The organism is Sphingomonas zeicaulis, from assembly GCF_050433225.1.
GTDB lineage: Bacteria > Pseudomonadota > Alphaproteobacteria > Sphingomonadales > Sphingomonadaceae > Sphingomonas_D > Sphingomonas_D zeicaulis.
This window is the reverse complement of the sequence record NZ_JBNPXQ010000004.1, coordinates 266,548-289,986: the sequence shown is the minus strand read 5'-3', so window position 1 is coordinate 289,986 and position 23,439 is coordinate 266,548. Positions and strand designations below refer to the sequence as shown.

Genomic DNA, 23,439 nt, shown 5'->3' with positions numbered 1-23,439 from the left:
GGCGGTGGTTACGGTCGAGACTGCGTCCGACCGGTTTTTAATTAAACGGATGACCGCTTCTGGCCAAACGAAGCTGGCGGCCGAACGGCGGGTGTCGGCTCAAAACTGCCGTCGCTCCGCTAGCGAGATGGCGCTGTGCCTACCTGGATAGCACAATCGACAGGTTTGCCCTTTCGTGCGATGCGTTCGCGGCAGTTCGTCAACGCCTCCGCGTTTTGGTCGACGATCCTGATGGCATCGACCATTTCATTCCACCGCGGGAGGTTCGAGACCTGGAGCAATCGCTCTCCGGCGCTCCAGCCATCACGTTGCAAAATGCGCGCGGCCCTCGCCTCCGGCCAATGCCAGCTCTCCGGCACGGCCTGCGCGATCCGGGTGGGCAGAACCGTTCCGAGGACAAACCCGACTGTCAGCGCGAGCGCCGCGGCGCCTGCAATCCACCGCCTTTGCGTCTCGGCCATCCGCGCGGAGGCCACGACGCCGTTCAAGGACCTGATCGCGCAGCCGAGTTGCTGATTAGCGATGTCCCATGCCTGGTGGTCGGCTGCGCGACCTTGCTCACCCGCGAACCTGATCTGCGATCCGATCTTCTCGGGCGTGAGCTGCATCGCCGGACGCTCGTTGAGCGTCAGGATTGCGTCTTTCATTTTCTCCAGCCGCTCGTGGATCGTGGCGAGATCTGGTCCATAGTCGCGCGCATGCAGCTCCTGCTGGCGTGCCGCAAACCCCTCAACCGCCGCAGTCAGCCCCGAAAGTTTCCGGCTCATCGCCGCGAATGCCACCTCCGGATCGTCGATCGCGTCCGCAGGTGGACTTGCGGTCTCAGCGGTCATAGTCCGATCCCCAGATCGCGCCCTCGTTCGATCGAGAACGTCAGTTGCTGGATTACTGCTCGCGTGCGCACCTGATCCCCGATCGCCATGCCGATGCCACCGTCGCGGCTGCCCGGCGACCATTCGGGGGACCATTGCCGGCCGAGCAGTTGGTTGCCCCGCTTGCTGAGCGCAGCGCCTAACGCCGGGTCCTTCTCCAAGCTCTTCGCCATTGCCCGCATGCGGTTCTCGACCGCGCCGCGAGCTTCCTCGTTTTGCCAGCCGTTCAGCTTGTCGCGCTGACTCCTGAGCTGCTGCCATGCCTGCACGAACCGGTCGGCGCGCAACTCGGGATTGATGCGCAGCTCGGTCTCGAGCTGCATCTGGCGAATGGCGATCGCTGTGCGGCCATTGGCGGCCTCGCTGACCAATGCGGGCTCGCGCGCGAATGCGGCGTCCAGATCGAGAGCGCCGTGCTGCTGTACAGCGTCTAGCGCCTGCGCTGCCTGCACGCGGGCAGCCTTCTGATATTCCAGCGCGGGAAGACGCTGCCCAGTCATTCGATCGATGTCCTCGAGCGCGCGGGCGTAGCGCTGGACAGCGGCAGCGAGCCCGCTGCCCCGCTCCACCGGCTGCGGCTCGGCTGGCGCCGACAGCCTGAGCCCGTCGAACCTGCCCCGCTTCTGCTCGACATCGGCAGCGGGCACGCGCAGGCGCAGTCCGTCGAACCTGCCTCGACGGCGTTCCGGCTCCGGCGCGGTATGGCTGCGGTCGACCAGCCGCTCCTGCGCGAGAGCGTCGAGGATTGCGGACCGGTCGAAACCCCGCCGCTCGGCAAAGCAGGTCGTGCTCTGTTCGTAATCGAGCGCGTTGTCCTTCGGCCGGTCACGCGACAGCGTGCGGGCGAGCCGATCGCCATCGGCAAAGTCGTCGCGGCCATAATGCAGATGAACGGCGTCGCGGTGCCGCGACAGCGCGACATAGGTCGCGTGCCGGTCGAGCCCGGGGGTGGCCAGCACATGGGTCCGGTCGACGGTGACTCCCTGCGCCTTGTGAATTGTGGCGGCGTAGCCGTGGGCGACGTCCGCATAGTCCTTGAGGTCGAAGGCGACGCGCCGGCCGTCATCGAGCAGCACTGCCATGCGGCTGCGATCCACCTGTTCAACGGTGCCAAGCGAGCCATTCTTCACGCCCAGTTCGCGTTCGTTGCGGAGGAACATGATGCGGTCCTCTGCGGCAAACAAGCGCTCGCCGCGCGAGGTTTTGACCGCAATATCAGTGACTAACATCCCATGCTGCTTCATCCGGTCCCGGGCCAACCCATTCAGTTCATCGCATTCTTCCCGGGTATGCGTCAGGATGATGCGCGAGAGCGCCGGATCGTCGGTGCGGTCGCTGTCCCAGCGGTCGATCAGTGCGCTTCGGGCAGCTTCTCGGGTCTCCGACTCGACCACCATCCCGGCGCTTCGGTAAGAGTCCAGCGCCTCTGCTGTGCGGCCGGTAGCGAGCTGGCGTGTGGCGTCGCGCTGCCAGTCCTCGCGCTGGCGGCGAATGCCGGTGATCTCGACACTGCCATGCCGCTCGGCAATCGAGCGGAACGCGGCGCCGGCCTCGATCGCCTGAAGCTGCTCGGGGTCGCCGACGAGCACGACCTTGGCGCCTCGCTTCTCCGCCTCGGCAATCACGCGCTCCATCTGGCGCGAGCCAATCATGCCGGCTTCATCAATCACCAGCACATGATCGGGCATCAGCTGTTCGCGGCCCTGTCCCCACTGATGTTCAAGGCTCGCGACCGTGCGCGAAGTTATGCCGGAGCCGTTCTCGAGATTCTCGGCGGCGATGCCCGAGAGGGCGAGTCCCTGCACCTGATAGCCGGCACTCTCCCATGCTTCGCGGGCAATGCCGAGCATCGCCGACTTTCCGGTGCCGGCGTAGCCAAGCACCACGCCGAGATCTTTCGAGCTGGTCACGTGTTCGAACGCTGACCGCTGCTCGGCGGAAAGGACGAGACCGCGCCGTTCCGCACCCATGATGGCGCGCTCGCGATCCTGCTGGGAGACGCGATGCCGGTCGCGCTCCGCGAGCATCTGCGCCTCGTGTGCGAGCCGCTGTTCGGTCTCGATCATGTCCCGGCTGGTGAAGCGATCCTGGCCGCGCCCGTCCTTGCCGAGCGCGATCAGGTCGGAAGAACCGTGCACCGCGGCCATGACGTGGTCGAACTGCTCCTTACCTACGCTATGCCGGTGTACGAACATCGCGAGGTCACGCGTCGTGAAGGTTGCCTGGTTGTGAGTGATCGCATCGAGTGCGATGCGCGGCTGCACGATGATCTTCGCGCCGTTCGAGCGGGCAATCTCGCGATGCTCGTCGACGCGTTCGAGTTCGAGCCCCTTTGCGGCCATGCGCGACGCCGCCGGGCCGATCTTATGCTGTGGTTCCAGGCCGATGCCTTGTGCTTCGAAGCTGCGATGATCGATGCGCGCATCGATATCGAGTTCGGCGAGCCGCTGGTTGGCATGTTCGGCCCAGCGCTCGCGCCATTTCTCCAGAAGGTCGGTGCGGTTCCAGTCGCGGTTCTTCTTGCCGAACCCGTTCTCGTCGACATCGCGCAGGGTTAGCATCACGTGCGCGTGCGGCTTGGGCTCGCCTTCAGCACCAACATCCCAATGCACATTGAGGTCGGCGATCATCCCGCGCGCCACGAATTCGCGTTCGACGAACTCGCGCGCCAGCCGAATTCCTTCGGCTTGGTCCAGTTCACGCGGGATCGCGAACTCCACCTCGCGCGACAGCTGCGCATCCTTGCGCAGCTCGGCCGCCTCGACCGCATTCCACAGCTTTTCGCGATCGGCGAAATGCTCCGGCGCGCCATCCGGCAGCATCACTTCGGAGTGGACGACGCCGGCCTTGTTCGAGAAGTCGTGGTGCCGGTCGAGCCGCTCGTCGTGCAGCCGCGACGCGGACCGGTAGGCCGCCGACGCTAAAGCCGACGAGCCGTTCGCGCGGCTGATGATCTTGGCGGAGAAGTGGTAGATCGCCATGACGGCAATCCACTTACACGATCCAAGCGACGTTGGCACAACGTATAAGCGCGCCCTCAAAAGATTTCATCTTCTTCGGGACACGGTTGTCCCACGATGTTTCAAGATATTTACGATGATCGACGCAATTACTAACTGAGTGCTTCTCAAGCAGCAATTGAGGTCGGTGCGATGCGTAAACCTCGCGACTATGATTCTGAACTGAAGGCACTCGGCGACAAGGCGAGACAGCTCAAGGAACGCAAGGTGCAGCAGCTCGGCGAGTTGGTCGCCGCCACCGGCGCCGATGCATTGTCGATCGAGCAGCTCGCCGGCGCCTTGCTGAGCGCTGTCCAAAGCAAAGACGCTGCCGTGAAGGAGGGCTGGCGCAAGCAGGGCGCAGCGTTCTTTCAAGGGTCGGGTCGGACTGGCGGCGGCGGTCGCCAGAACGCGCGCGGCGCTCAGGCGAGCGACAGCGGCGCATCACCGGCTGAACGCCAAGATCGCGCGTGACGACAGGCGGAAATGGGTTGTGAAACGCCGCGAGCGAACGCGCCAGCTGATCGAACTTGGGGGCTTGGTCGCCAAGGCCGGGCTCGTCGAACTAACCGACGACGATCGCGCCGTGATCTTCGGCCTACTGGACGAAGGAGCAGCGGCATTGCGTAGCGAACGACGCGACGAAGCGCTCGCGCTATGGCGTCGCCGTGGCAAGCGCGCCTTCGCGCTTGCGGACGATGCCGCAGGGGAGCCATAGCGCCGCGATGGCTGACGATCTGCAGGTGACGATCACCGCCATCATCGCGCGGGCGCCTGACTGGATTCGGCAGGAGTTGCTGTCCAAGGAAAAGAGTACCCGCGCCCGCGCCGAGGAAGCGCTCGGCGCCATGGTTGCGAAGGCACTGAAAGAGACCGGACGCTCCTGATGGATCAGGCGGCGGCGCTTTGCTCCAGCGCAGCAATGCGCTCTTCGCAGATCACCTGCACGGCCTGGCCGAGCACTTCGACACGCTCGCCGAGCCATGCGAGTTCCTCTTCACTGATCCGGTAGTGCTTCGAGTAGCGGGCCTTCACATAGGCTTCCTTGAGCTTCTCGAACCGCGACCGGTCGGCGCGATTGTCGCGCGGCCAAGCGTCGATCAGACGCGGATCGATCCGCTCGGCCTGCGTGCGGAGGAAGCCGAGATTGTGCACGTGCGGCGTGTAGAAGGTGCATACCAGCAGCACGCAATGGTAGAGCCGCTCTGTGGACTGGTGAAGCATGAACGCAGCTTCCTTCAGCCAGCCCCGCCTTAGGTCGTCGCCGAAGTTGATATGCGCGCGCATCGCGCTCGGATACCACTCCTCGAAATACTCCCGAGCCATCGCCAACGCCTGCGGCGGCGTCTTGGGCTTCGGCTTGTGAAACTCGGTATCCTCGCTCTGATACAGCGCGATCCCGTCCCGAGCGATGTCCATGAAGAAGTAGCGCCCGTGCGCCAGTCCGTCGTTCACCTCCGCGAGCGTGTGGACGATGAAATTGACCGGCGTGCGCAGCGTCTTCGTGATCGAAAGCTCGCGATTGAGTCGGTCCTCGGCGTTGACCCAGAACTCGACGCGGTCGGTCAGCTTGTCGTTGTTGACGATGATCAGCAGGTCAAAGTCTGACTGATAGCCCTTGGCGGTGTGTGGCTCATCGACCCAGCCCCCGCGCGCATAGCTCCCGTAGAGGATGACCTTGAGGATGCGCGCGTTCTTCTTCCACTCGGAGTTGGCGATGGCGGTCGCGTCGCCGAACTCCTCGAAGAGGATTTGGACGACGCGCTCCAGCTCGCGCTGCTTGGCCGGTGGCAGATGGTCGAGGTCGGTGCGCATGGCGAAACGATCCTATCGGGTGATTGCAGCAAAGCACAGCCTCGCGGCGCGCCCGCCGCGAGGCCAGGGCTCGGCTACCAGAAGCGCCACCAGCGGCGGCGCGGCGCACGGTCCATGTCGCGCATGATTGCGAACAGTGCCTGCGCCAGCAGCTGTTCTACTTCGCGGACGGTGAGGCCATTGCGTTCGGCGATCTGCTCATAGCTCAGGTCCTCGTAACGGGCGGCGCAGAACACTTCGTGCTGGTTGCGCGGCAGCCTGCGGATCGCGCGCCGAAGCCGCTTCAGCGTGCGGGGATCGGGTGTCTCGATCATCGGAGGTCTCCCTCAAAAGAGGAAGCTGGCGGCCTCGCGACCGCCAGCATCGCTCACGCGGCCGCACGCAGCGGCAGCGGTTCGGGGGTGATGGCGAGGGTCGCCACCTTTTCGGCGCGGGCAACGGTCGGAACGCCACCTCGCTCGGTGTAGGCGGCAGGGGGAAACGCCATCCACTTCGGCACCCAGCCTTTGACCTTGGCGCGCCCGTTCTCGCCGGTCAGGCAATCGCGCACGATCTTGCGCTTCACCTTGCCGGTCGCGCCGTCGTTGGCAGTGGCGACCGGCTCCCCCGCGACATCGGCCAGGACGCAGCCGATCACCTCGCGGTCGCGGATCAAGTCGAGCAAGGCGTCGTCGGCCTGCCAGACCTTGGCCATGTCGGTGCCGAGCAACGGCCCCAGCACTTCGATCAGCGCGCTCCCGGCTTCCAGCGTCTCGCCCATGACGATCGCCGCCACATCGAACAAGGCAGGATCGGGAAGCTGCAACAGCTGCACGAACAGACCGGCAATGGCAAGGTCGCCGTCAAAGCCGCCGCGCACCGTCGGGGTCTCGGGATCGAAGCCGAGCAGGGCCAGCACCGCCCGCCGCTTCTCATCGAACCGCGCTTCCGAAACGCAGCATTCGACGCTCTCCGCAATGGCATCGCTCGATGCACGCTGCGCCTCGACCCGAACATCCCACAAAGGCGAGCCGACAATGGCATGCGCCACCATCAGCCGCAGCGCCACCGAAGGCTGGCCGATCAGGTCGGCGCGCACCGCCGCGTGCCGGTGGAGGTCGACATAGTTCTGGAGCGGCGCGCTCATCTCGGGACGCACCGGCTTCACCAGCGCATCGCCCAATTCCGCCTTCCGCGCCTCGGCACGCGTGACATAGCCCTCGTGCACGGTCACCTCGCCCCGCGAACTGACCGCCACGAACACCTTACCGCCCTTCCGCTTGGGGCAGCGCTCATGTTCCCAATGCTGAAACGTCTCGCCGGTCGGCAGCACGATTACCTCGCGCCAGCCTGCATCCCGGAAACTCTCGGCCTTTGCCGCGATGGCCGCATTCTGCGCCGTCCAGAAGCTGGCGCTATCCGCGAACCAGCGCTCGTCGCCGAACAGGTCGCAGACCACTTCGCCCGGATAGTCGGATATGTCGAACAGCGCCGCGCTTACCGGGATCGATGCCCCGCCGAACAGCCACGCCTTCAACTGGTGCCCGGTCGGGCAATGCGCCGCCGGATCGTCAAACAGCGCCAGCCAGTCGCGCTGCCGAACCTTGGAGGCGAGGGTCAGATGCCGCACCGTCGCCGCATCAAGATCGCCCTTGCGGTAGAGCGAGCGGATGCGCGGCAGCAGGTTGCCCAACGCCAGCGTCCGCTTCACCTGCAGCTCGGTCAGCCCAAAGGTGAGGGCGATATCCCCAGGCGAACGCCCCTCGCGCACCAGCCGGGTGAAGCTCTCCCACAGCGTCACCTCGTCCGGGTCAAGCCGCGCGACATTCTCGATGAGCGACGCCTCCAGCGCCGCCGCGTCATCGCCTGCCGCCATGACGGCACAGGGAAGCGCCTCGTCCTCGCCGCTCTCCGCCGCAACCGCCAGCGCCGCATGATAGCGCCGCTTACCCGCCACGATCTCGAACCGATCCTCGTCCGCCGGCCGCACGATCAGCGGCACCAGCACGCCCCGCGCCCGGATCGACGGAAGGATGTGCGACAAGTCCGGCTTGCCTTTGGCCCGCATGTTGGTGCCCGAGATGCAGAGCTTTGCGGTATCGATATGCCTCAGTTCCATTGTCCCTACTCCTCAAAAACCACCGCAACCGGCGCCGGAATGGCGGGGTGGGCGGCAGGAGCGGACCGGCAGTCCCGCCGGCAGAGGCGGGCCGCACCCGAAGGGCCGCAACTAAGAGGAGGAGCTGGCGCAGCCAGCTTGCGGCACGCCGCGGCGCGACTAGAGGGTAGCGACGCCCACCCCGCCAGATCGAGTGCCGGAGGCCAAACGCCGCGCCGCGCAGCAGCGCGTCCGCAGTCATCAGCGCGAAGCGCGTCCGGCTCCGCCAGGAGCCCAGCAGAGTCGCTCTCTCGAATCCGGGCGGCCGTCGCGGCGGCGTGCGCGCGGGCCTGGGGGCCAGCCGCCGCCGCGCCTCCCGGCCGGATCGAGCGTGCCACGCGAAAAGCAAAGGTGCTGCGGACCCTGGCGGCTTCGCAGAAGCGGCCAGAGCACGCCCATCAATCGTCGCGTTCTGCTCGCGGCGACAGCCGCTCGCGTCATGCGATCGTTACCCAAAAGGGCCGAGACGCGCAGCGACTCGGCGTCGCGTTCGCGGCGTAGAGCGCGGCCACGCGCAGCGTGGGACGTCCTGAACCAACCCCTCGCAAAGCTGGAGGCTACGCTAACCTACCTTTGTACCGCCAAGCACCGCCAATGCCCCCACTGACCCCAGAGAGGCTCTTTTCTCCAGCCGCCATCCTGCACAACCTTGTCCGGGGAGCACCACCGACACGCACTCCATGCAAGGTGATACCAATGCAGACCGACACACCCGACCGAATCCTCCGGATCAAAACGGTCCTCGAACGCACCGGCCTCAGCCGATCGACCATGTACCGCAAGATGCAGAACGGCACCTTCCCGAAGAACGTCCAGATCAGCACCCGCTGCGCCGGCTGGCGAGAGTCCGCGATCGCCGAATGGCTCAGGAACCCGATGTTCTACCAACGCAGCGACGGCTAGCCGCTCGCGGTAACGGGGCCGTCCGCATGCAGGACTCGGCTCCGGCGGTGTTGGCTAGGAAGGGCAGCTGAGGCAACAAGACTCCCGTCCTGACGGAGAGTCGTATGTCGATCATCGGAGGCTCCAGCTCAACCTGGTGGCCGATGCAGCAGGCGGAAGTGCGGGTCAGCCGCGCTCGGCTGTACGACCTTGCCTGGTCCGGGCCGATGCGCCAGCTCTCGGCCGAACTCGGCGTTTCAGAACACCGGCTAACGACAGCGCTGCGGAAGCATGGCATCCCGCTTCCGCCGGCGGGCTATTGGAACAAGCTGCAGGCCGGAAAGCCCGTGCAGCGGACGCCGCTACCGGCGCGGAAGCCGGGGCAGGATATGCTCCTGCTGGTCAATGGCACACTCGCCGATCGTTTCCGCGAGGATCAGGGCCTAGCCGAGAGCCCGGAGGGTCCGTTCGCCACCGAAAACGTGCCGGAAGATCTGCATCAGCTGAGGCAGGACGCGCTCAAGCAGATCGGCAAGGTGTCTGTGCCGCGGAAGCTGGAACGGCCCCATCGCGCCCTGCAGACGTTGCTACGTCGCGATGAGCGGAGGCTCGACAAGATTGCCGCATCGCGCTTTCCCAAATGGGAGCTTGCCCTGGTGTTCGAGCCGCCAGAGCAACAGCGAAAGCTCCGGATCGCGGATGCGCTGATGCAGGTACTCACCCGGCTGGGCCACCATTGCGAGCTTTGGGGTGAAGAACCCGGCTTTCGCGTCACCATCGGCGATCATCAGGTGCAAGTGCATATCCGACACCCAAGCGAGACGTCGCTGACCCACCGTCGTCACGGCGACCCGTTTCCAGCACCACCCAAGGAACCCTTGCGCGTCGAGCTGTACCCGACGCTGCCCGAGGGGTTTCCGCGAATGTGGCAGGACGGAGAGGTCAAGCTGGAGGCGATCGTCGCCGATATTGCGGCAGCCATCATCGCCGCGGGGGAAGCGCGCTACCGCCTGAGCATCAGGGAGCGACTGAAGCAGCAGGCCGACATGGAGGCATGGCGCGAGGAGCGCCGGCAAGAGGCTCTCGCCAAACGCAATCAGGAGCGTCTCGCAGCCCTGCATCGAAGCGCCGAACTGCTGCGCACTGCGCAGGACTTGCGGGCGCTGATCGCTTCGGTGGGCGCGGCGATCGAGCAAGGGCGTCGCGATCTCGACCCGGCTGCTCTGGCCGAGTGGAAGCAGTGGGCGGCGAAAGAGGCCGACCGGATCGATCCGGTGATGTCAGGACAGGTGGACGAGCACCTGATCGTCAAACCGCTAGGGCAGTAGCGGCCAATGCGGACTTGGCGAGGCGGTCGCCCGGTCCGCACCGTTCAGGCGCAAATGCGCGAAAGCTTACCGTTAATTTCGAGCCGGCGCTCGGCCAGCCGATCGACCCGGCGAAGGGCCTCACGAAGGTCACCCTTGCCGAACTGGGCCTGCACCGCAGCAGCGATCGCGCGCTTCTGTTCTCGGTCGAACGCCTCGTCCGGATCGCCTTCCATGCCAATTCTCACAGGACCATCGCTCATACTTCTTCTATGAGTAGCTCAGTAGCGCTGCGAGCCTTGCACCTGCAAAGACTTGATTTGGATGGAGACCGGCTGCAGGCCTTCGTCCGAACAATACCGACCGGTGATTCTTCTGACTCTGCAACGCAAACCCCCGTCACGACGCAAGCAGGCCCGGTCAGCGGAGAACGATCCGCGTCGGCTGCTGGAACCGCCACCCTCTTCCCACGCCCGAACGCTGCTTGCCGCCAAAGCTGGCTTCGGTCCCTATTCGAAGCACAAGAGGCACCCGCACCTTTATAACCTTAAGCCCTACGAAGGCGAGGACGAGGATCCGACTTATTGTGACGAGCATGCGGATTTCGGACCTGCGGACATGCAGCGCGCGCTGCCGCTACTCAAACGGGGAATCGCCGCGGGCCTTTTCGGCAAAGGCGCGAAAAAAGGCGATCCGAGCCTGTTGTGGACGGTCGACGACAATGGCTGGATCTACGAAGCGCAGATCACCAATCCCGGTTACGGCCTGTACCATGCTTATCCAGTGCTTCCGAACGAGGCCATCGCCGGCAAGGTGTTGATGCGCTATGCTGACTATGTGACGCAACAGAATGACCCCATCCTCGATTCATCCCTCGTTGCTGCCAGGAAGCGCTATCAGTGATCGCAGAAACCTTCGTCGTTGACGCCCGCTGGCCGAAGAGTCCTGCCGTCGGCGTGCGAGACGTCGCGGAAATACGCATTGCAGCCGACGGAGAGTCGCTGACGCGTTTTCTCGACCTCGAGAAAGGCGGACAGCGAGATCATTTCCGAGCGTCCGCTGTCTCTCTTGCTTTTTGGCTCGCCGACAATTGGTGGCGGCTGCGCTACGAATCCCTCGACGGTTCGACGCCCTCAGTGAATTGGCGGCTACGCCACGAATTGAGTTCGGCGTCCGGGGGTACATTCTGGCCCCCGCTCATGATCCACAGCTCTGGCGAGAATGTCCAGCTGACACCGGCGTTCTCACGGCATCTAGAGAGCTCGCTTCTTCGCTACCTTGCGCCTGATACAACCTCGGTGTCAGGCCGAGCCTTCGAGAACGGGATCGACCACTTTTTGGATCAGGTTCGAGAGACCTGCGCTTCCGCACTCGACGGGGCTGCTATCGCCCAACTGATCGCGACCCTGCGTGACGAGCGTAACGATGAGCTCCTCGCCAGCTGGCGGCGCGTCGAGGCACGGCTCGGCTATGACCCCGATACGGTACCCGAGCCGATTATGAGGGCGCTCGGGCAATTGGAGCGTCGCGTGGGGTCAGCCGGGATCGAAGAGGCTGCATCCGCTGCCCCTGGTTCGCGTTCGGCGGTCGTCCTTGAGAATGCCCTACGCGCCGCGAATGCCTCGGACATCGTTGTCGACCTAAGCGCCGCCCATGGCCTCATGCCGCCTTCAAACGACGCGTCCCCTAAGGCCCCTTGGGAGATGGGCCGACAGGCTGCCCACTACCTGCGCCGCCAGCGGGACTTTGGTTTAAGACCGATACGTTTGAACGCCTTCTCAGACCTTCTCGGCGCCACGAAGGAGACGCTAGCCCGTCCGGCGACTGCGCGAAAGCTCCCCTACAGCGCGCGAATCGAACACAAGGCGAACCGGCACAAGGTGGCGGTCAGCTCTGTTGTCGCCCGCGACCGACGCTTCGAACTTTCCTGCGCGCTCGGCGACGAGATATGGTCGAAGTGTGGGTTCGGGATAATCAGCAAGGCGAAAACCGACCGTCAAAAATTTCAGCGCGCCTTTGCGCAAAATCTGCTCGCTCCCTTCGATGGCATCCGTCAGCACCTCGATACTGATAATCTCGACGATCTTGCGATTGACGGGGCCGCCAAGACCTTCCACGTCCACCCGAACGTTATCAAACGGGTACTGATCCTAGAACGGGTGCTGCCGCGGCAGACCCTCGAAGAACGTATTGAGGCCGCCTGAACCTAGCCATTCAGAGGGTAGGAGCTGTCATAAGCGCCGCCTAATTATGGATGCCACGATTGATGTATTCTCGGCTTTTCGCGTGCAGGTTCAATCCGAATGCATCTTTACCTCAACGTCAAATCGTCAACGTCGCTGCGTCGAACCGGCCATCTTGAACCGCGTCGCCTCTCGCTACGTTCGAGGCACTCGTGCAAAAGGCCGCCCAGTCCTGCATGAGGAGTTTCCGCTTCTCGAGGAAGTCGGTCCGACGATATGCAGCCTCAACCTTGTTGGCGACGGTGTGCGCCAAGGCCGCTTCGGCGACCTCGCCTGGATAGTCGGTTTGCTCAGCCACCCAGTCTCGAAAGGCGGAGCGAAAGCCGTGCACCGTCACGTTGAGATCCATGTCGCGCAGGATTTTCAGCAACGTCATGTCCGAGAGGACTTTCTTGACCCGCTGACCTGGGAATACGAGTTTGCCTTCGCCCACCTGAAACTTTGCGGCGCGTTCGAAGACGTCGATCGCCGCCGCTGACAGAGGCACGACGTGCGCTCGCCCCATCTTCATGCGCTCCGCAGGCAGCGACCAGAGGCTTCTCTCAAGGTCCAGTTCTGACCAGAGCGCGCCTCGGATTTCGCCTGATCGTGCCGCTGTCAGGATCAAAGCCTCAAGCGCCAGGCGTCCTACGGACTCACGTTCCCGCAAAGTCGCAACGAAATCCGGCACGTCGGCGTAGGCCATCGCAGCGAAATGTCCATCCTTCTTGGGCTGACGGGGCAGTCCCTTGGAGATCGAGCGGATGGGCGCCTCCGTGGCGCGAAAGCCCTTCGCACAGGACCAGTCGAGAACCGTGGCGATACGCTGGCGAACGCGGCGCGCTGTCTCCGGTTTGGTCAGCCAGATCGGCGCCAGCACATCACGGATCAGCGGCCCTTCGATGTCGCTGACGAGGAGATCGCCCATTTTGGGGAACGCGTAAGTCTTCAAGGTCGCGAGCCACTGCGCCTGATGTTTGCCGTTCTTCCAAGCTTTCTCGTGCTCTTCGTGGACGAGTTCGGCCGCCTTGCGGAAGGTCGGAATTACAAGGCGCTCCTGCCTCCGCTCGGCGACAGGATCGATGCCTTGCGCGATCTTCTTCCTCGCGAGGAATGCGGCTTCACGCGCATCCGCCAGTGAAACCGCGCGCAATGAGCCCAATCCTATGTCCCTGCGACGGCCACCCGACTGAACGCGCAGGAGCCAACGTCCCGAATCTTTACCGTTCAATTCGAGGAAAAGGCCTTCCCCGTCGGAATATCGCCCCGGCTCGGTCAAGGCCCGGACCTTGGATGCAGTGAGCTTTCCCATCGCGTCTCACCCAAAATTACCCCACACTTTGCCCCACACTTTTGTGGGATAGTGTCGGATCCTTTGAAATTCAGCGGGACAAAAAAACCGCTGATTTCTGCGGGTTTATAGCAGTTTTCAGGGGGTTTGGCGAGGCCTGGAAAAGGCGTAAATGGCGGAGCGGGAGGGATTCGAACCCTCGATACGGTTTTGCCGTATACTCACTTTCCAGGCGAGCGCCTTCGACCACTCGGCCACCGCTCCGCATTCGCTGGAAGGCGGCTCCCTATCGTGGCGGAGGCGGGGGCGCAAGCGGGTTCGCATGGCCCCTGCGCAACCGCTCAGCGCTCGCTGTCGAGATGCGCAAGCATCGCGGTCGGATAGCGGTCTCCCGCGGCCGCATCCGCTGGCACGGCAGCGGCGATCGCGGCGAGATCGTCGGTACCGAGCACCACGTCCAGCGCGCCAAGCGATTCGGCCAGCCGGTCGCGACGGCGGGCGCCGACCAGCGGCACGATGTCGTTACCCTGTGCCGCCACCCACGCGATCGCCACCTGCGCGACGCTGACGCCGCGGGCGTCCGCGATGGCGCGCAGCGCCTCGACCAGCGCAAGGTTGTGATCGAGGTTGGCGCCTTGGAAGCGCGGCCCCGCCTGGCGCCAGTCCGCGCCCTTCGCTTGCTGCTGGTCTTTAGACCAATGCCCGCTGATGAGCCCGCGCGAGAGCACGCCATAGGCGGTCAGGCCGATGCCGAGTTCGCGCAAGGCCGGCAGAATCTCGCGCTCCGGCCCACGCGAGATCAGCGAATATTCGATCTGGAGGTCGACGATCGGATGCACCGCGGCGGCACGCCGGATAGTCTCGGCGCCGACTTCGGAGAGGCCGATGTGGCGGACATAGCCGGCCTGCACCTGCTCGGCGATCGCGCCCACCGTCTCCTCGATCGGCACCGCCGGATCGAGCCGTGCCGGGCGGTAGATGTCGATATGGTCGGTGCCGAGGCGCTTCAACGTATAAGCGAGCGCGGTCTTCACCGCCGCCGGGCGCGCGTCATAGCCGATCCACGCACCGTCGGGCCCGCGCTGCGCGCCGAACTTGACGCTGAGCTGCACGCGGTCTCGCGGCAAGGTCCGCAGCGCCTCGCCGATCAGCATCTCGTTATGGCCCATGCCGTAGAAGTCGCCGGTGTCGAGCAAGGTGATGCCGGCCTCAACCGCCGCCGCCAACGTGGCGAGGCTCTCCGCGCGGTCGGCCTCGCCATAAAGGTCGGGCGACATGCCCATGCAGCCGAGGCCGAGGCGCGATACCATGGGGCCGGTGTTGCCAAGTCGAAGCTGTTGCATCGTTCGTCTCCTGAAGGGGTGACGGCGATATGCGCCTTGCCCGCCCGGTCGATAATCCGCACAATCGCGAATGACGCATCCGGAATATCGAACAATGGACATGCCCGACCTCGCCGATCTCGACCTGTTCGCAGCGGTGGCGCGTACGCGCAGCTTCCGCGCGGCGGCGCAAGCGACGCGGGTTTCACCCTCGCGCCTGTCCGAGCGGATCCGCGAGCTGGAGGCACGGGTGGGTGTGCGGCTGCTCAACCGCACGACGCGCAGCGTGAGCCCGACCGCGGCGGGCGCGGCGCTGCTGGAGACGCTGCAGCCGGCGCTGGAGGGCATCGCCGGTGCGCTCGCGCGGATCAACGCCGCGGCGGATGAGCCCGCGGGACCGCTGCGGCTGAACGTGCCTACCCCGATCGCCGAGTTCGTGCTGGCGCCGCGCCTGCCCGCCTTCATCGCCGCCTACCCCCGCATCGCGCTCGACCTGGTGATCGAGGAGGGGTTCGTCGACATCGTCGCCGCCGGGTTCGATGCCGGCGCACGCTATGACGAGGCGGTCGCGAAGGACATGATCGCGGTGCCGATCGGCCCGCCGCAGCGCTTCGCGCTGGTCGCCGCGCCGGCCTTGCTCGCGCGGGTCGGCACGCCCGGCCACCCGCGCGACCTGGTCGACCTGCCCGCGATCAACCACCGCTTTCCCAGTGGCCGTATTCCCGACTGGGAGTTCGAACGCGGCGAGGAATTGCTGGCGATCCGCCCCCGCCACGCGGTGCTGTGCGGCAGCCCGCCGGTGGAACTCGCGCTCGCGGAGGCCGGCGTCGGCCTGCTCGCCACCTTCGAGGAATGGGTGCGCCCCGCCGTCTCCGCGGGCCGGCTCGTCAGCCTTCTGGAGGATTGGCTGCCGCCCTTCCCCGGCGCCCGGCTGTATTACAGTTCGCGCCGGCAGATGCCGCCGGCATTGCGCGCGTTCGTGGATTTCATGCGCTGGCGCGGGTGAGCCAGAAGAAAGGGGCGCCGAAGCGCCCCTTTCCCTTGCCTGCCTTGAGGCAGATCACATCGTGATGCGGGCACCCGCATACATGTAGCGACCGACTGGGCTGATCGGATAGTCGGGCGAGGCGACCGACGGCTGCTGGTCGAACAGGTTATTCGCGCCAGCATAGAAGCGGAACCGGTCATTCACGTCATAGGCGACGTAGATGTCGTGCTGCCACTTCTCCTTGTAGCGGAAATACCGCGGATCGGAGAGGTCCGGATTGCCGCGCAGTTCCTCGATGGTGTAGCGCCGCGTCTTGCTGAACCAGCTGATGCCGTAGTTGACGGTGAACGCGTTGATCGACCAGGTGACGTCGCCGGTCGCGTTCCACTTCGGGAAGAAGCGCTCCTCGCGATCGATGTCGACATCCGCGCCCGGCGTGGGGATGAATTCCAGCCGATCGAGATAGCCGCCGACCAGCGCGATGTTGAATGCGCCGAAACTGCCGGTGTTGAAGTTGTAGTTCAGCTTCAGGTCCGCACCTGCCGTGCGGAAATTGGCGACATTCTGCGGCTGCACGAAGTAGCTGGAGATATAGCCGGTCCCCGTCGCGCGGGTGACGTTGGCGCAGTAGACATTGTCGAGCGTCGGCTGGTCGACGCACAGCCCGGCAAGTTCCTCCGCGGTCGGCGTGTTGATCGCGTTGTCGAGCTTGATGTCATACCAGTCGAACGAGGCGATCAGGCCGGGAATGAAGCTCGGCCGCACGACCACGCCCGCCGTCCAGGTCCGTGCGGTTTCTTCCCGCAGGTTGCGGTTGCCGCCGGAGAAGCCGGGCAGGCTGACCGTGGCGGTGGGATCATTTTCCGGATTGAAGGCGGAAATCTGCGCGGGCGTGAGCCCCGCCGCCTGCAGCGCCGCCTGGCAGTTCGCGGCACGGAATTGCGAGCCCTCGTTGATGAACACCGGATCGCAGGGATCGGAGATGAACGAGAAGCCGCCGTTGCGCGGCGCGAACAATTCGGTGACATTGGGCGCGCGCACCGCTTCGGACCAAGTGCCGCGGAAGGTGATGTCGCGGATCGGCGAATAGGTGCCGTCTACCTTCCACGTCGTCGTCTTCCCGACGGTCGAATAATCCGAAAGGCGAATCGCCGCGCCGAAGGTCAGGTTGTAGGCGAAGGGCAGTTCCTTCAGCAGCGGCACCGAAAGCTCACCGAACACTTCCTTCACGTCGAAATCGCCGCTCTCGGGAAGCTGGACCGAGAAATCGAGCAACGCGCCCTGCTGCAGCAGCTCGTCGGTCACGAAGCTGCTCTTTTCCTTGCGATATTCGGCGCCGACGGCGAAGCCGACCGGGCCGCCCGGCAGTTCGAAGAACTGGCCGAAATCGCCCGAGACCGAGCCGGACACGACATGCTGCTGCAGCCTGGCGCGGTTGACGACATCGGCATTGATCCAGTCCAGCGCCGCCTGATCGCGCACGCCGTTGCCGAGCAGGTTGAGCGGCCGGCAGCCACTGTTCGCGCCTGGCGTGAAGGTGGTGGCGGGCGCATCGAAATTGTTCGGATCGATATTGTCGCCCGGGAACAGGTTCGAACGGCAGACGATGTTGCCGGTCGCCGGATCGGTCACCGCATCGAGCGCGGCATAATAGCGATCGCCGATGCGATAATCTGTCAGCTTGATCTTCGATTTGGTCTGGCCGAACGTGTAGCTGAGTTCGTAGCGGGCATGATCGGAAATCCGGCCCTCCAACCCGCCGACGAAGCGCATCGTCTCACGATCATTCTCCTCGCCGCGCACGCCGAGATCATAATTGTCGCGGGAGAGCAGCGCGCCGTCCGCCGTCGCGTCCACGCCGAACCGGTCCTGCAGATAGGGATTGTCCGGGTTCAGATAGGTGAAAAAATCGAACGAAGGCTGCGCCAGGGTGAACGTCTTTTGCCGCACATATTTGGCCTCGAAGAAGGCGGAGACGGCATCGCTGAAATCATAATGCGACAGCAGGTTGACGTTGTGGACGCGGTTATAGGCCTGCAGATCGCCCTGATAGCCCGCGAGCGGCGTGCTGTCGCCGCCCTGCGTGAGGCCGCCCGAGGAGGGCAGCAGGCGGCCGCGATCATAGACCTTGCCCGATCCGGTGAAGTCCGGAATGCCATCCAGATCGAGATCCACCGCGCCGTCGATCGAGCTGTCGGCATAGCGCAGATTGCTGGTCAGCACCCGATCCGGGCGATTGGGATCGTCGGGAATGTCGTTGGGATCGCGGACCAGGCCATAGCTATAGAGCGGGTTGCCGGTGCGGCGGCGATCGGCCGACCCGAGGCGATCCTGGTCGCGATATTCATAGGCCAGCGCGACATTGCCGCGGCCGTCGGCGAAGTTGCGGCCATAGGTCGCCGAACCGAAACGCTGCCCGGCATCGCCCCGGCTTGAAACGCCGATCTGGCCGCGCGCGGTGAAGCCCTCGAAGTCGCGCTTCAGGCGGAAATTGACCACGCCCGACACGCCATCGGCACCATAGATCGCCGATGCGCCGCCGGTGAGCACGTCGACGCTTTCGATCAGGTCGGTGGGAATGGTGTTGGTGTCGACCGCAGCGGTGCCCGAGACCGACGACACGTGCCGTCGGCCATTCACCAGGGTCAAGGTGCGGTTTTCGCCGAGGCCGCGCAGATCGAGCAGCGAAACGCCGACCGCGCCGAAATCGCTGAGCGACCCCGAAGTGCGCGCACCGCTCAGCGAGTTTAGCAGCGCCGGATTCTGCGCGAGCGTGTCGATGACCTGGACGTTGCCCGACTGCTGCAAGGTTTCCGCAGTGATCGAGACCACCGGATTGGCAAGATCATAGTCGGTGCGCTGGATGCGGCTGCCGGTGACGATGATCTCGTCGCCCTCGTCAGTGGATGGCGTGGTGGTCACGGCATCTTGCGCGAACGCGGGCATCGCCCAACCCAGACTCATTGCGCTGGCGACGAGCAACGCCGTCCGCGAACGTCGATTATACATGCTTTCCCCTTTACGAACGCTGTTACGCGACTAACACGTCAGAAGGGGAACGGCGCGGGCGGGGCTTGTCAACGCGATTGAACCTGATTTGCGTTGCGATGCACCATGGACTTTCGGGGTGTCGCATATATGCCACAAGACTTGAGATAAGCCGTTCGCTGGACGCGATATTACGTTTGTAGCACTTTCAGGCGTACGCCACTGCCGCGAGGAATGCGTGATGCGCCGCCGCTTGATTTTCGCACCTCTTGCCCTGATCGCCAGCGCCCAGGCCGCACCGCCGCCACCTCCGTCTCCCGGCCAGATTGCCGAGGCCGCACCAGCGAGCGACTGGCGCGAGATCGCGTCAGACGATCTCGTGGTGATGACGTTGGCCGACGGGCAACGCGTGGTGATCCAGCTCGCGCCGCGCTTCGCGCCCGCGCATGTCGGCAACATCCGCGCGCTGGCACGGGCGCATTGGTGGGATGCGCTCGCAATCTATCGCGTGCAGGACAATTATGTCGTGCAATGGGGTGATCCTCCGCCCGATCCCGATTCCGAAGGCACCAAGAAGCTGCCCGCCGGCGTGCCAGCGCGTCTTGCGGCGGAATATGAGCTGCCCATAGCGGGGCTGCCGTTCCGCCCGCTGGGCGGCGGCGATGCCTATGCCGAGACCGGCCATGTCGAGGGCTGGCCCGCGGCGCGCAAGGACGGCAAGGCGTGGCTTGTGCATTGCTATGGGATGCTCGGTGCCGGACGCGGCTATGCGCCCGATACCGGCTCGGGCGCGGAACTCTATGCGGTGATCGGCCACGCCCCGCGCCACCTCGATCGCAATATCGCGCTAGTCGGGCGCGTGATCGAAGGCATCGAGCATCTGTCCGCGCTACCGCGGGGCACCGGGGCGCTGGGCTTCTACACCGATGCCAGGCAATTCACGGGGATCGTGACGGTGCGGCTGGCGAGCGAACTGCCCGCGGGCGAGCGGCCGCGGTTTGAATATCTGGTGACGGAAAGCGCGAGCTTCGCGGCTTATGTGAAGGCACGGCAGAACCGGGAGCCGCCCTTCTTCGAAAAGCCCGCGGGCGGTGCGGATGTGTGCAACGTCGCGGTGCCGGTGCGGCGGGTGAAGGGCTGAGGCAGCGATTGTCGTCCCCGGCGCGCAGCGTCGGGGAGCACATATCCGTTTACGCCGCCTTGGCGTCCACGTGCCGATACCACATGCCGCTGGTCGAGATCGGCAGCGCCGTCGCGCACCAGGCGCATTCGGCGGTGTGCCGGCCGACATGCCAGTGGCTCTTGCCGCAGTCGGGGCAGCTCGTGGCGTTGCCCGGGCGATAGGTGATGGCGGCACCAGGCAGGGCCGAGCCCGACGCTCGGGCGTAGACGATGTTGCTGCTGCCGATCATCACGATGCTCCTGTCGATCTGTTCCTCAAGCCGGGTTCGCGCTCTCTCCAAGCGTCGCGGCGTCATGGAGGAGACGGTGTGGAGACTCGCAGACCGCAGTGAGTCGGTCTGTGCCGCACGACACATGGACGCGAAAACGGCGGCGCTGGACCCAGCGCCGCCGCTCTCATGCTTCCGGCAATGAACGCTCGGGCTTACGCAGCGAGCTTGCGCAGCACGTAGTGCAGGATGCCACCGTTGAGGAAATATTCGAGCTCGTTGACGGTATCGATCCGGCAGCGCGTCTTGAACGTCTCGACGGTGCCGTCGGCGCGGCGCAGGACGACCTCGACCTCCTGGCGCGGGCGCAGGCCGCCGACGTCGGCGATGCTGAAGGTTTCCGAACCGTCCAGCTTCAGCGTCTTGCGATCGACGCCGTCGGCGAACTGCAGCGGCAGCACGCCCATGCCGACCAGGTTCGAGCGGTGGATGCGCTCGAAGCTTTCGGCGATGACGGCGCGGACGCCGAGCAGGTTGGTGCCCTTGGCCGCCCAGTCACGGCTGGAGCCTGTGCCATATTCCTTGCCGGCGATCACGACCAGCGGCGTGCCATCGGCCTTGTAGCGCATGGCGGCGTCGTAGATCGGCATCACCTCGCCGGTCGGCACATATTTTGTCACGCCGCCTTCGGTGCCCGGCGCCACCTCGTTGCGGATGCGGATGTTGGCGAAGGTGCCGCGCATCATGACTTCATGGTTGCCGCGACGCGCGCCATAGCTGTTGAAGTCCGCCTTGGTAACCTGGTGCGACTGCAGGTAGATGCCCGCCGGGCTGTCCGCCTTGATCGAACCCGCGGGCGAGATGTGATCGGTGGTGATCGAGTCCGCGAAGAGCGCGAGCGGACGCGCGTCGACGATGTCGGTCACCGGCGCCGGCGTCATCGACATGCCCTCGAAATAGGGCGGGTTGGCGACATAGGTGCTGCCCGCGCGCCATGTGTAGGTATCCGAACCCTCCACGTCGATCGCCTGCCAGCGCTCGTCTCCGGCGAAGACATGCGCATAGCGCGACGCGAACATCTCGCGATCGATGTTCGCGTCGATCATCGCGCGGACTTCCTCGTTGGACGGCCAGATGTCCTTCAGGAACACGTCGCTGCCGTCGTTGGCGGTGCCGATCGGCGTGGTGACGAAATCCTCGGTGACGGTGCCCTTCAGCGCATAGGCGACGACCAGCGGCGGCGAGGCCAGGAAGTTCGCGCGCACGTCGGGCGAGACGCGGCCCTCGAAATTGCGATTGCCCGATAGCACCGAGGCGGCGACGATGTCGTTGCCGTTGATCGCCTTCGAGATCGGTTCGGCGAGCGGCCCCGAATTGCCGATGCAGGTGGTGCAGCCATAGCCGACGAGGTTGAAGCCGATCGCGTCGAGATCCGCGGTCAGCCCGGACTTGTTCAGATAGTCCGTGACGACCTGCGAGCCCGGCGCCAGGCTGGTCTTGACCCACGGCTTGGGCTTCAGGCCCAGCGCGTTCGCCTTGCGCGCGACGAGCCCGGCGGCGACCAGTACCGACGGGTTCGAGGTGTTGGTGCAGCTCGTGATCGCGGCGATGACGACGTCGCCGTCACCGATGTCATGGTCGCGCCCGTCGACCGCGACGCGCTTGGGCGCGTCATGCTTGTAGACCTTGGTCAGATCGCCGTTGAAGACATCGTCGACCTCGCTGAGCACGACCTTGTCCTGCGGGCGCTTCGGGCCGGCGAGCGACGGCTCGACGGTGTCCATGTCCAGTTCCAGCGTGTCGGTGAACACGGGATCGGGGCTGTCGGCATGGCGCCACATGCCCTGCGCCTTGGCATAGGCCTCGGTCAGCGCGATCTGGCCCTCGTCGCGGCCGGTGAGGCGCATATATTCGAGCGTCTTGTCGTCGATGCCGAAGAAGCCGCAGGTCGCGCCATATTCCGGCGCCATGTTGCCGATCGTCGCACGGTCGGCGAGGCTCAGGCCGTCGAGGCCGGGGCCGAAGAATTCGACGAAGCGGCCAACGACACCCTTCGCGCGCAGCATCTGGGTGACGGTCAGCACCAAGTCGGTCGCGGTGATGCCCTCACGTAGCGCGCCTGTCAGCTTGAAACCGACGACCTCGGGGATGAGCATCGAGACCGGCTGGCCGAGCATCGCGGCTTCCGCCTCGATGCCGCCTACGCCCCAGCCCAGCACGCCAAGGCCGTTGACCATCGTCGTGTGGCTGTCGGTGCCGACGCAGGTGTCGGGATAGGCGATCGCGCTGCCGTCATCGGCGGTCGAAACCCACACCGCCTGCGCGATATGCTCCAGGTTCACCTGGTGGCAGATGCCGGTACCCGGCGGCACCACCTTGAAATTGTCGAGCGCCTTGGAACCCCACTTCAGAAACTCGTAACGCTCGCCGTTGCGCTGATATTCCAGCTCGACATTGTCCTCGAACGCCTTGGGCGTGCCGAACTCGTCGACCATGACGCTGTGATCGATCACCAGATGGACGGGAACCAGCGGGTTGATCTTCTGCGCGTCGCCGCCGAGGTTGTTCATCGCATCACGCATGGCGGCCAGATCGACCACGCAGGGCACGCCGGTGAAATCCTGCATCAGCACGCGCGCGGGGCGATACTGGATCTCGCGTTCGGAAACCCGATCCTTCTGCCAGTCGACGATCGCCTGGACATCCTCGACCGTCACGGTCACGCCATCCTCGAAGCGCAGGAGATTTTCGAGGAGCACCTTCATCGAAAAAGGCAGCCGGCTGACGTCGCCCAGCTTGTCCGCCGCCTTGGTCAGCGAATAATAGTCGACAGTCTTGCCGCCCGCTTCAAGCGTCGAGCGCGTTCCAAGAGTATCCTGGCCAATGGCGGTCATAATCGTCCTTCCCGTATGGCGCTGAGCCAGGATGGCTCGGCGCCAGTTCCCGCGGGGCGGAGATGTCTCATCCGACCGCCGCGGATGTTGCGGATGTGAGATCCGCGGCGGCATTAGCAAGGTGTTGCCCGCTCGAAAAGCGAGAGAAAAGTGAGAACGACTCGCACTTCGTCGCTGCTGTGCAGCACGCGGCGGTGCGTTGCAGCGAAGCGAGGATGTTAAGCTGAAGACATGGCCGGCGAACGGCATGTCCGTCGCATCTGCTGATCTTTTTTTCGCGCCCTTGCATCTGCAGCGCCTTAAGAACCGTATAAACGATATAACATCACCA

General features: G+C 64.8%; 20 protein-coding genes and 1 tRNA gene. 9 read left to right on the top strand and 12 right to left on the bottom strand.

Annotated features, from left to right (window positions below):
• Positions 1 to 119: 119 nt before the first annotated feature.
• Positions 120 to 833 (bottom strand): DUF6118 family protein, encoded by a 714-nt coding sequence (locus tag FHS96_RS16560; RefSeq protein ID WP_429593837.1) that lies wholly within the window; start codon positions 831 to 833, stop codon positions 120 to 122.
• The gene (gene traA / locus FHS96_RS16555; protein WP_429593834.1) at positions 830 to 3,853 is read right to left on the bottom strand and encodes a Ti-type conjugative transfer relaxase TraA; all 3,024 of its coding nucleotides are present in this window, start codon (positions 3,851 to 3,853) and stop codon (positions 830 to 832) included. Before traA ends, FHS96_RS16560 begins: the two co-directional genes overlap by 4 nt.
• 171 nt (positions 3,854 to 4,024) lie before the next feature.
• Here traA and FHS96_RS16550 point away from each other — a divergent pair, with 171 nt between their 5' ends.
• The 3 genes from FHS96_RS16550 to FHS96_RS16540 are packed head-to-tail and all read left to right on the top strand — an operon-like array spanning position 4,025 to position 4,758.
• Positions 4,025 to 4,345, top strand: coding sequence for a conjugal transfer protein TraD (locus FHS96_RS16550; RefSeq protein ID WP_429593831.1), 321 nt, complete (start codon positions 4,025 to 4,027; stop codon positions 4,343 to 4,345).
• A gap of 19 nt (positions 4,346 to 4,364) precedes the next feature.
• Positions 4,365 to 4,589 carry a conjugal transfer protein TraD gene (locus FHS96_RS16545; RefSeq protein WP_429593828.1) on the top strand — a complete coding sequence of 75 codons (225 nt, stop codon included), beginning with the start codon at positions 4,365 to 4,367 and terminating at the stop codon, positions 4,587 to 4,589.
• A gap of 7 nt (positions 4,590 to 4,596) precedes the next feature.
• Positions 4,597 to 4,758 (top strand): hypothetical protein, encoded by a 162-nt coding sequence (locus FHS96_RS16540; RefSeq protein WP_429593826.1) that lies wholly within the window; start codon positions 4,597 to 4,599, stop codon positions 4,756 to 4,758.
• A 4-nt stretch (positions 4,759 to 4,762) separates the two neighbouring features.
• Here FHS96_RS16540 and FHS96_RS16535 read toward each other — a convergent pair whose 3' ends face one another.
• The 3 genes from FHS96_RS16535 to FHS96_RS16525 form a co-directional block, all read right to left on the bottom strand.
• Entirely contained in the window at positions 4,763 to 5,686 is a 924-nt protein-coding gene (locus FHS96_RS16535; RefSeq protein ID WP_429593823.1) for a HEPN domain-containing protein, read from the bottom strand.
• 74 nt (positions 5,687 to 5,760) lie between these two features.
• A complete protein-coding gene (locus tag FHS96_RS16530; protein ID WP_429593820.1) occupies positions 5,761 to 6,000 on the bottom strand; it encodes a sigma factor-like helix-turn-helix DNA-binding protein in 240 nt (79 codons plus the stop codon).
• Positions 6,001 to 6,053: 53 nt separating this feature from the next.
• A complete protein-coding gene (locus tag FHS96_RS16525) occupies positions 6,054 to 7,784 on the bottom strand; it encodes a ParB/RepB/Spo0J family partition protein (RefSeq protein ID WP_429593817.1) in 1,731 nt (576 codons plus the stop codon).
• Between the two features lie 735 nt (positions 7,785 to 8,519).
• Here FHS96_RS16525 and FHS96_RS16520 point away from each other — a divergent pair.
• Positions 8,520 to 8,726, top strand: coding sequence for a helix-turn-helix transcriptional regulator (locus FHS96_RS16520; protein ID WP_429593814.1), 207 nt, complete (start codon positions 8,520 to 8,522; stop codon positions 8,724 to 8,726).
• Positions 8,727 to 8,830: 104 nt separating this feature from the next.
• On the top strand, positions 8,831 to 10,033 hold the full coding sequence (locus FHS96_RS16515; RefSeq protein WP_429593811.1) for a hypothetical protein: 1,203 nt from the start codon (positions 8,831 to 8,833) through the stop codon (positions 10,031 to 10,033).
• A gap of 44 nt (positions 10,034 to 10,077) precedes the next feature.
• Here the strand turns inward: FHS96_RS16515 and FHS96_RS16510 are convergent, their stop codons facing one another.
• Positions 10,078 to 10,248, bottom strand: coding sequence for a hypothetical protein (locus FHS96_RS16510; protein WP_429593808.1), 171 nt, complete (start codon positions 10,246 to 10,248; stop codon positions 10,078 to 10,080).
• A gap of 88 nt (positions 10,249 to 10,336) precedes the next feature.
• Between FHS96_RS16510 and FHS96_RS16505 the strand changes: the two genes are divergently transcribed.
• Positions 10,337 to 10,915, top strand: coding sequence for a hypothetical protein (locus FHS96_RS16505; protein ID WP_429593806.1), 579 nt, complete (start codon positions 10,337 to 10,339; stop codon positions 10,913 to 10,915).
• Positions 10,912 to 12,216, top strand: a complete 1,305-nt coding sequence (locus FHS96_RS16500; RefSeq protein WP_429593803.1) for a hypothetical protein — start codon at positions 10,912 to 10,914, stop codon at positions 12,214 to 12,216. The genes FHS96_RS16505 and FHS96_RS16500 overlap by 4 nt, the downstream gene beginning before the upstream one ends.
• A 118-nt stretch (positions 12,217 to 12,334) precedes the next feature.
• Here the strand turns inward: FHS96_RS16500 and FHS96_RS16495 are convergent, their stop codons facing one another.
• From FHS96_RS16495 to FHS96_RS16485, 3 genes are all read right to left on the bottom strand, one after another.
• Complete coding sequence (locus tag FHS96_RS16495) at positions 12,335 to 13,546, bottom strand: tyrosine-type recombinase/integrase (RefSeq protein ID WP_429593801.1); 1,212 nt, start codon at positions 13,544 to 13,546, stop codon at positions 12,335 to 12,337.
• A gap of 152 nt (positions 13,547 to 13,698) precedes the next feature.
• A tRNA-Ser gene (locus tag FHS96_RS16490) sits at positions 13,699 to 13,789 on the bottom strand.
• Positions 13,790 to 13,866: 77 nt separating this feature from the next.
• The gene (locus FHS96_RS16485) at positions 13,867 to 14,868 is read right to left on the bottom strand and encodes an aldo/keto reductase (RefSeq protein WP_429593798.1); all 1,002 of its coding nucleotides are present in this window, start codon (positions 14,866 to 14,868) and stop codon (positions 13,867 to 13,869) included.
• A gap of 94 nt (positions 14,869 to 14,962) precedes the next feature.
• Here FHS96_RS16485 and FHS96_RS16480 point away from each other — a divergent pair, with 94 nt between their 5' ends.
• Entirely contained in the window at positions 14,963 to 15,853 is an 891-nt protein-coding gene (locus FHS96_RS16480; protein ID WP_429593795.1) for a LysR family transcriptional regulator, read from the top strand.
• A 54-nt stretch (positions 15,854 to 15,907) separates the two neighbouring features.
• Here FHS96_RS16480 and FHS96_RS16475 read toward each other — a convergent pair whose 3' ends face one another.
• A complete protein-coding gene (locus tag FHS96_RS16475; protein ID WP_429593792.1) occupies positions 15,908 to 18,844 on the bottom strand; it encodes a TonB-dependent receptor plug domain-containing protein in 2,937 nt (978 codons plus the stop codon).
• A gap of 220 nt (positions 18,845 to 19,064) precedes the next feature.
• On the opposite strand from FHS96_RS16475, the gene FHS96_RS16470 reads away from it, so the two are divergent.
• Positions 19,065 to 19,964, top strand: a complete 900-nt coding sequence (locus FHS96_RS16470; protein ID WP_429593790.1) for a peptidylprolyl isomerase — start codon at positions 19,065 to 19,067, stop codon at positions 19,962 to 19,964.
• Between the two features lie 49 nt (positions 19,965 to 20,013).
• Here FHS96_RS16470 and FHS96_RS16465 read toward each other — a convergent pair whose 3' ends face one another.
• Together FHS96_RS16465 and acnA are read right to left on the bottom strand one after the other, a co-directional pair.
• A complete protein-coding gene (locus FHS96_RS16465; RefSeq protein WP_429593787.1) occupies positions 20,014 to 20,235 on the bottom strand; it encodes a hypothetical protein in 222 nt (73 codons plus the stop codon).
• A 194-nt stretch (positions 20,236 to 20,429) separates the two neighbouring features.
• Positions 20,430 to 23,108 carry an aconitate hydratase AcnA gene (acnA, locus tag FHS96_RS16460; RefSeq protein ID WP_429593785.1) on the bottom strand — a complete coding sequence of 893 codons (2,679 nt, stop codon included), beginning with the start codon at positions 23,106 to 23,108 and terminating at the stop codon, positions 20,430 to 20,432.
• Positions 23,109 to 23,439 lie beyond the last annotated feature (331 nt).

Excerpts from the sequence above, each read along its gene's own strand:
- FHS96_RS16560 (WP_429593837.1), bottom strand. The coding sequence starts at position 833 with ATGACCGCTGAGACCGCAAGTCCACCTGCGGACGCGATCGACGATCCG.
- traA (WP_429593834.1), bottom strand. The coding sequence starts at position 3,853 with ATGGCGATCTACCACTTCTCCGCCAAGATCATCAGCCGCGCGAACGGC.
- FHS96_RS16550 (WP_429593831.1), top strand. The coding sequence starts at position 4,025 with ATGCGTAAACCTCGCGACTATGATTCTGAACTGAAGGCACTCGGCGAC.
- FHS96_RS16540 (WP_429593826.1), top strand. The coding sequence starts at position 4,597 with ATGGCTGACGATCTGCAGGTGACGATCACCGCCATCATCGCGCGGGCG.
- FHS96_RS16535 (WP_429593823.1), bottom strand. The coding sequence starts at position 5,686 with ATGCGCACCGACCTCGACCATCTGCCACCGGCCAAGCAGCGCGAGCTG.
- FHS96_RS16530 (WP_429593820.1), bottom strand. The coding sequence starts at position 6,000 with ATGATCGAGACACCCGATCCCCGCACGCTGAAGCGGCTTCGGCGCGCG.
- FHS96_RS16525 (WP_429593817.1), bottom strand. The coding sequence starts at position 7,784 with ATGGAACTGAGGCATATCGATACCGCAAAGCTCTGCATCTCGGGCACC.
- FHS96_RS16520 (WP_429593814.1), top strand. The coding sequence starts at position 8,520 with ATGCAGACCGACACACCCGACCGAATCCTCCGGATCAAAACGGTCCTC.
- FHS96_RS16515 (WP_429593811.1), top strand. The coding sequence starts at position 8,831 with ATGTCGATCATCGGAGGCTCCAGCTCAACCTGGTGGCCGATGCAGCAG.
- FHS96_RS16510 (WP_429593808.1), bottom strand. The coding sequence starts at position 10,248 with ATGGAAGGCGATCCGGACGAGGCGTTCGACCGAGAACAGAAGCGCGCG.
- FHS96_RS16505 (WP_429593806.1), top strand. The coding sequence starts at position 10,337 with ATGGAGACCGGCTGCAGGCCTTCGTCCGAACAATACCGACCGGTGATT.
- FHS96_RS16495 (WP_429593801.1), bottom strand. The coding sequence starts at position 13,546 with ATGGGAAAGCTCACTGCATCCAAGGTCCGGGCCTTGACCGAGCCGGGG.
- FHS96_RS16485 (WP_429593798.1), bottom strand. The coding sequence starts at position 14,868 with ATGCAACAGCTTCGACTTGGCAACACCGGCCCCATGGTATCGCGCCTC.
- FHS96_RS16480 (WP_429593795.1), top strand. The coding sequence starts at position 14,963 with ATGGACATGCCCGACCTCGCCGATCTCGACCTGTTCGCAGCGGTGGCG.
- FHS96_RS16475 (WP_429593792.1), bottom strand. The coding sequence starts at position 18,844 with ATGTATAATCGACGTTCGCGGACGGCGTTGCTCGTCGCCAGCGCAATG.
- FHS96_RS16470 (WP_429593790.1), top strand. The coding sequence starts at position 19,065 with ATGCGCCGCCGCTTGATTTTCGCACCTCTTGCCCTGATCGCCAGCGCC.
- FHS96_RS16465 (WP_429593787.1), bottom strand. The coding sequence starts at position 20,235 with ATGATCGGCAGCAGCAACATCGTCTACGCCCGAGCGTCGGGCTCGGCC.
- acnA (WP_429593785.1), bottom strand. The coding sequence starts at position 23,108 with ATGACCGCCATTGGCCAGGATACTCTTGGAACGCGCTCGACGCTTGAA.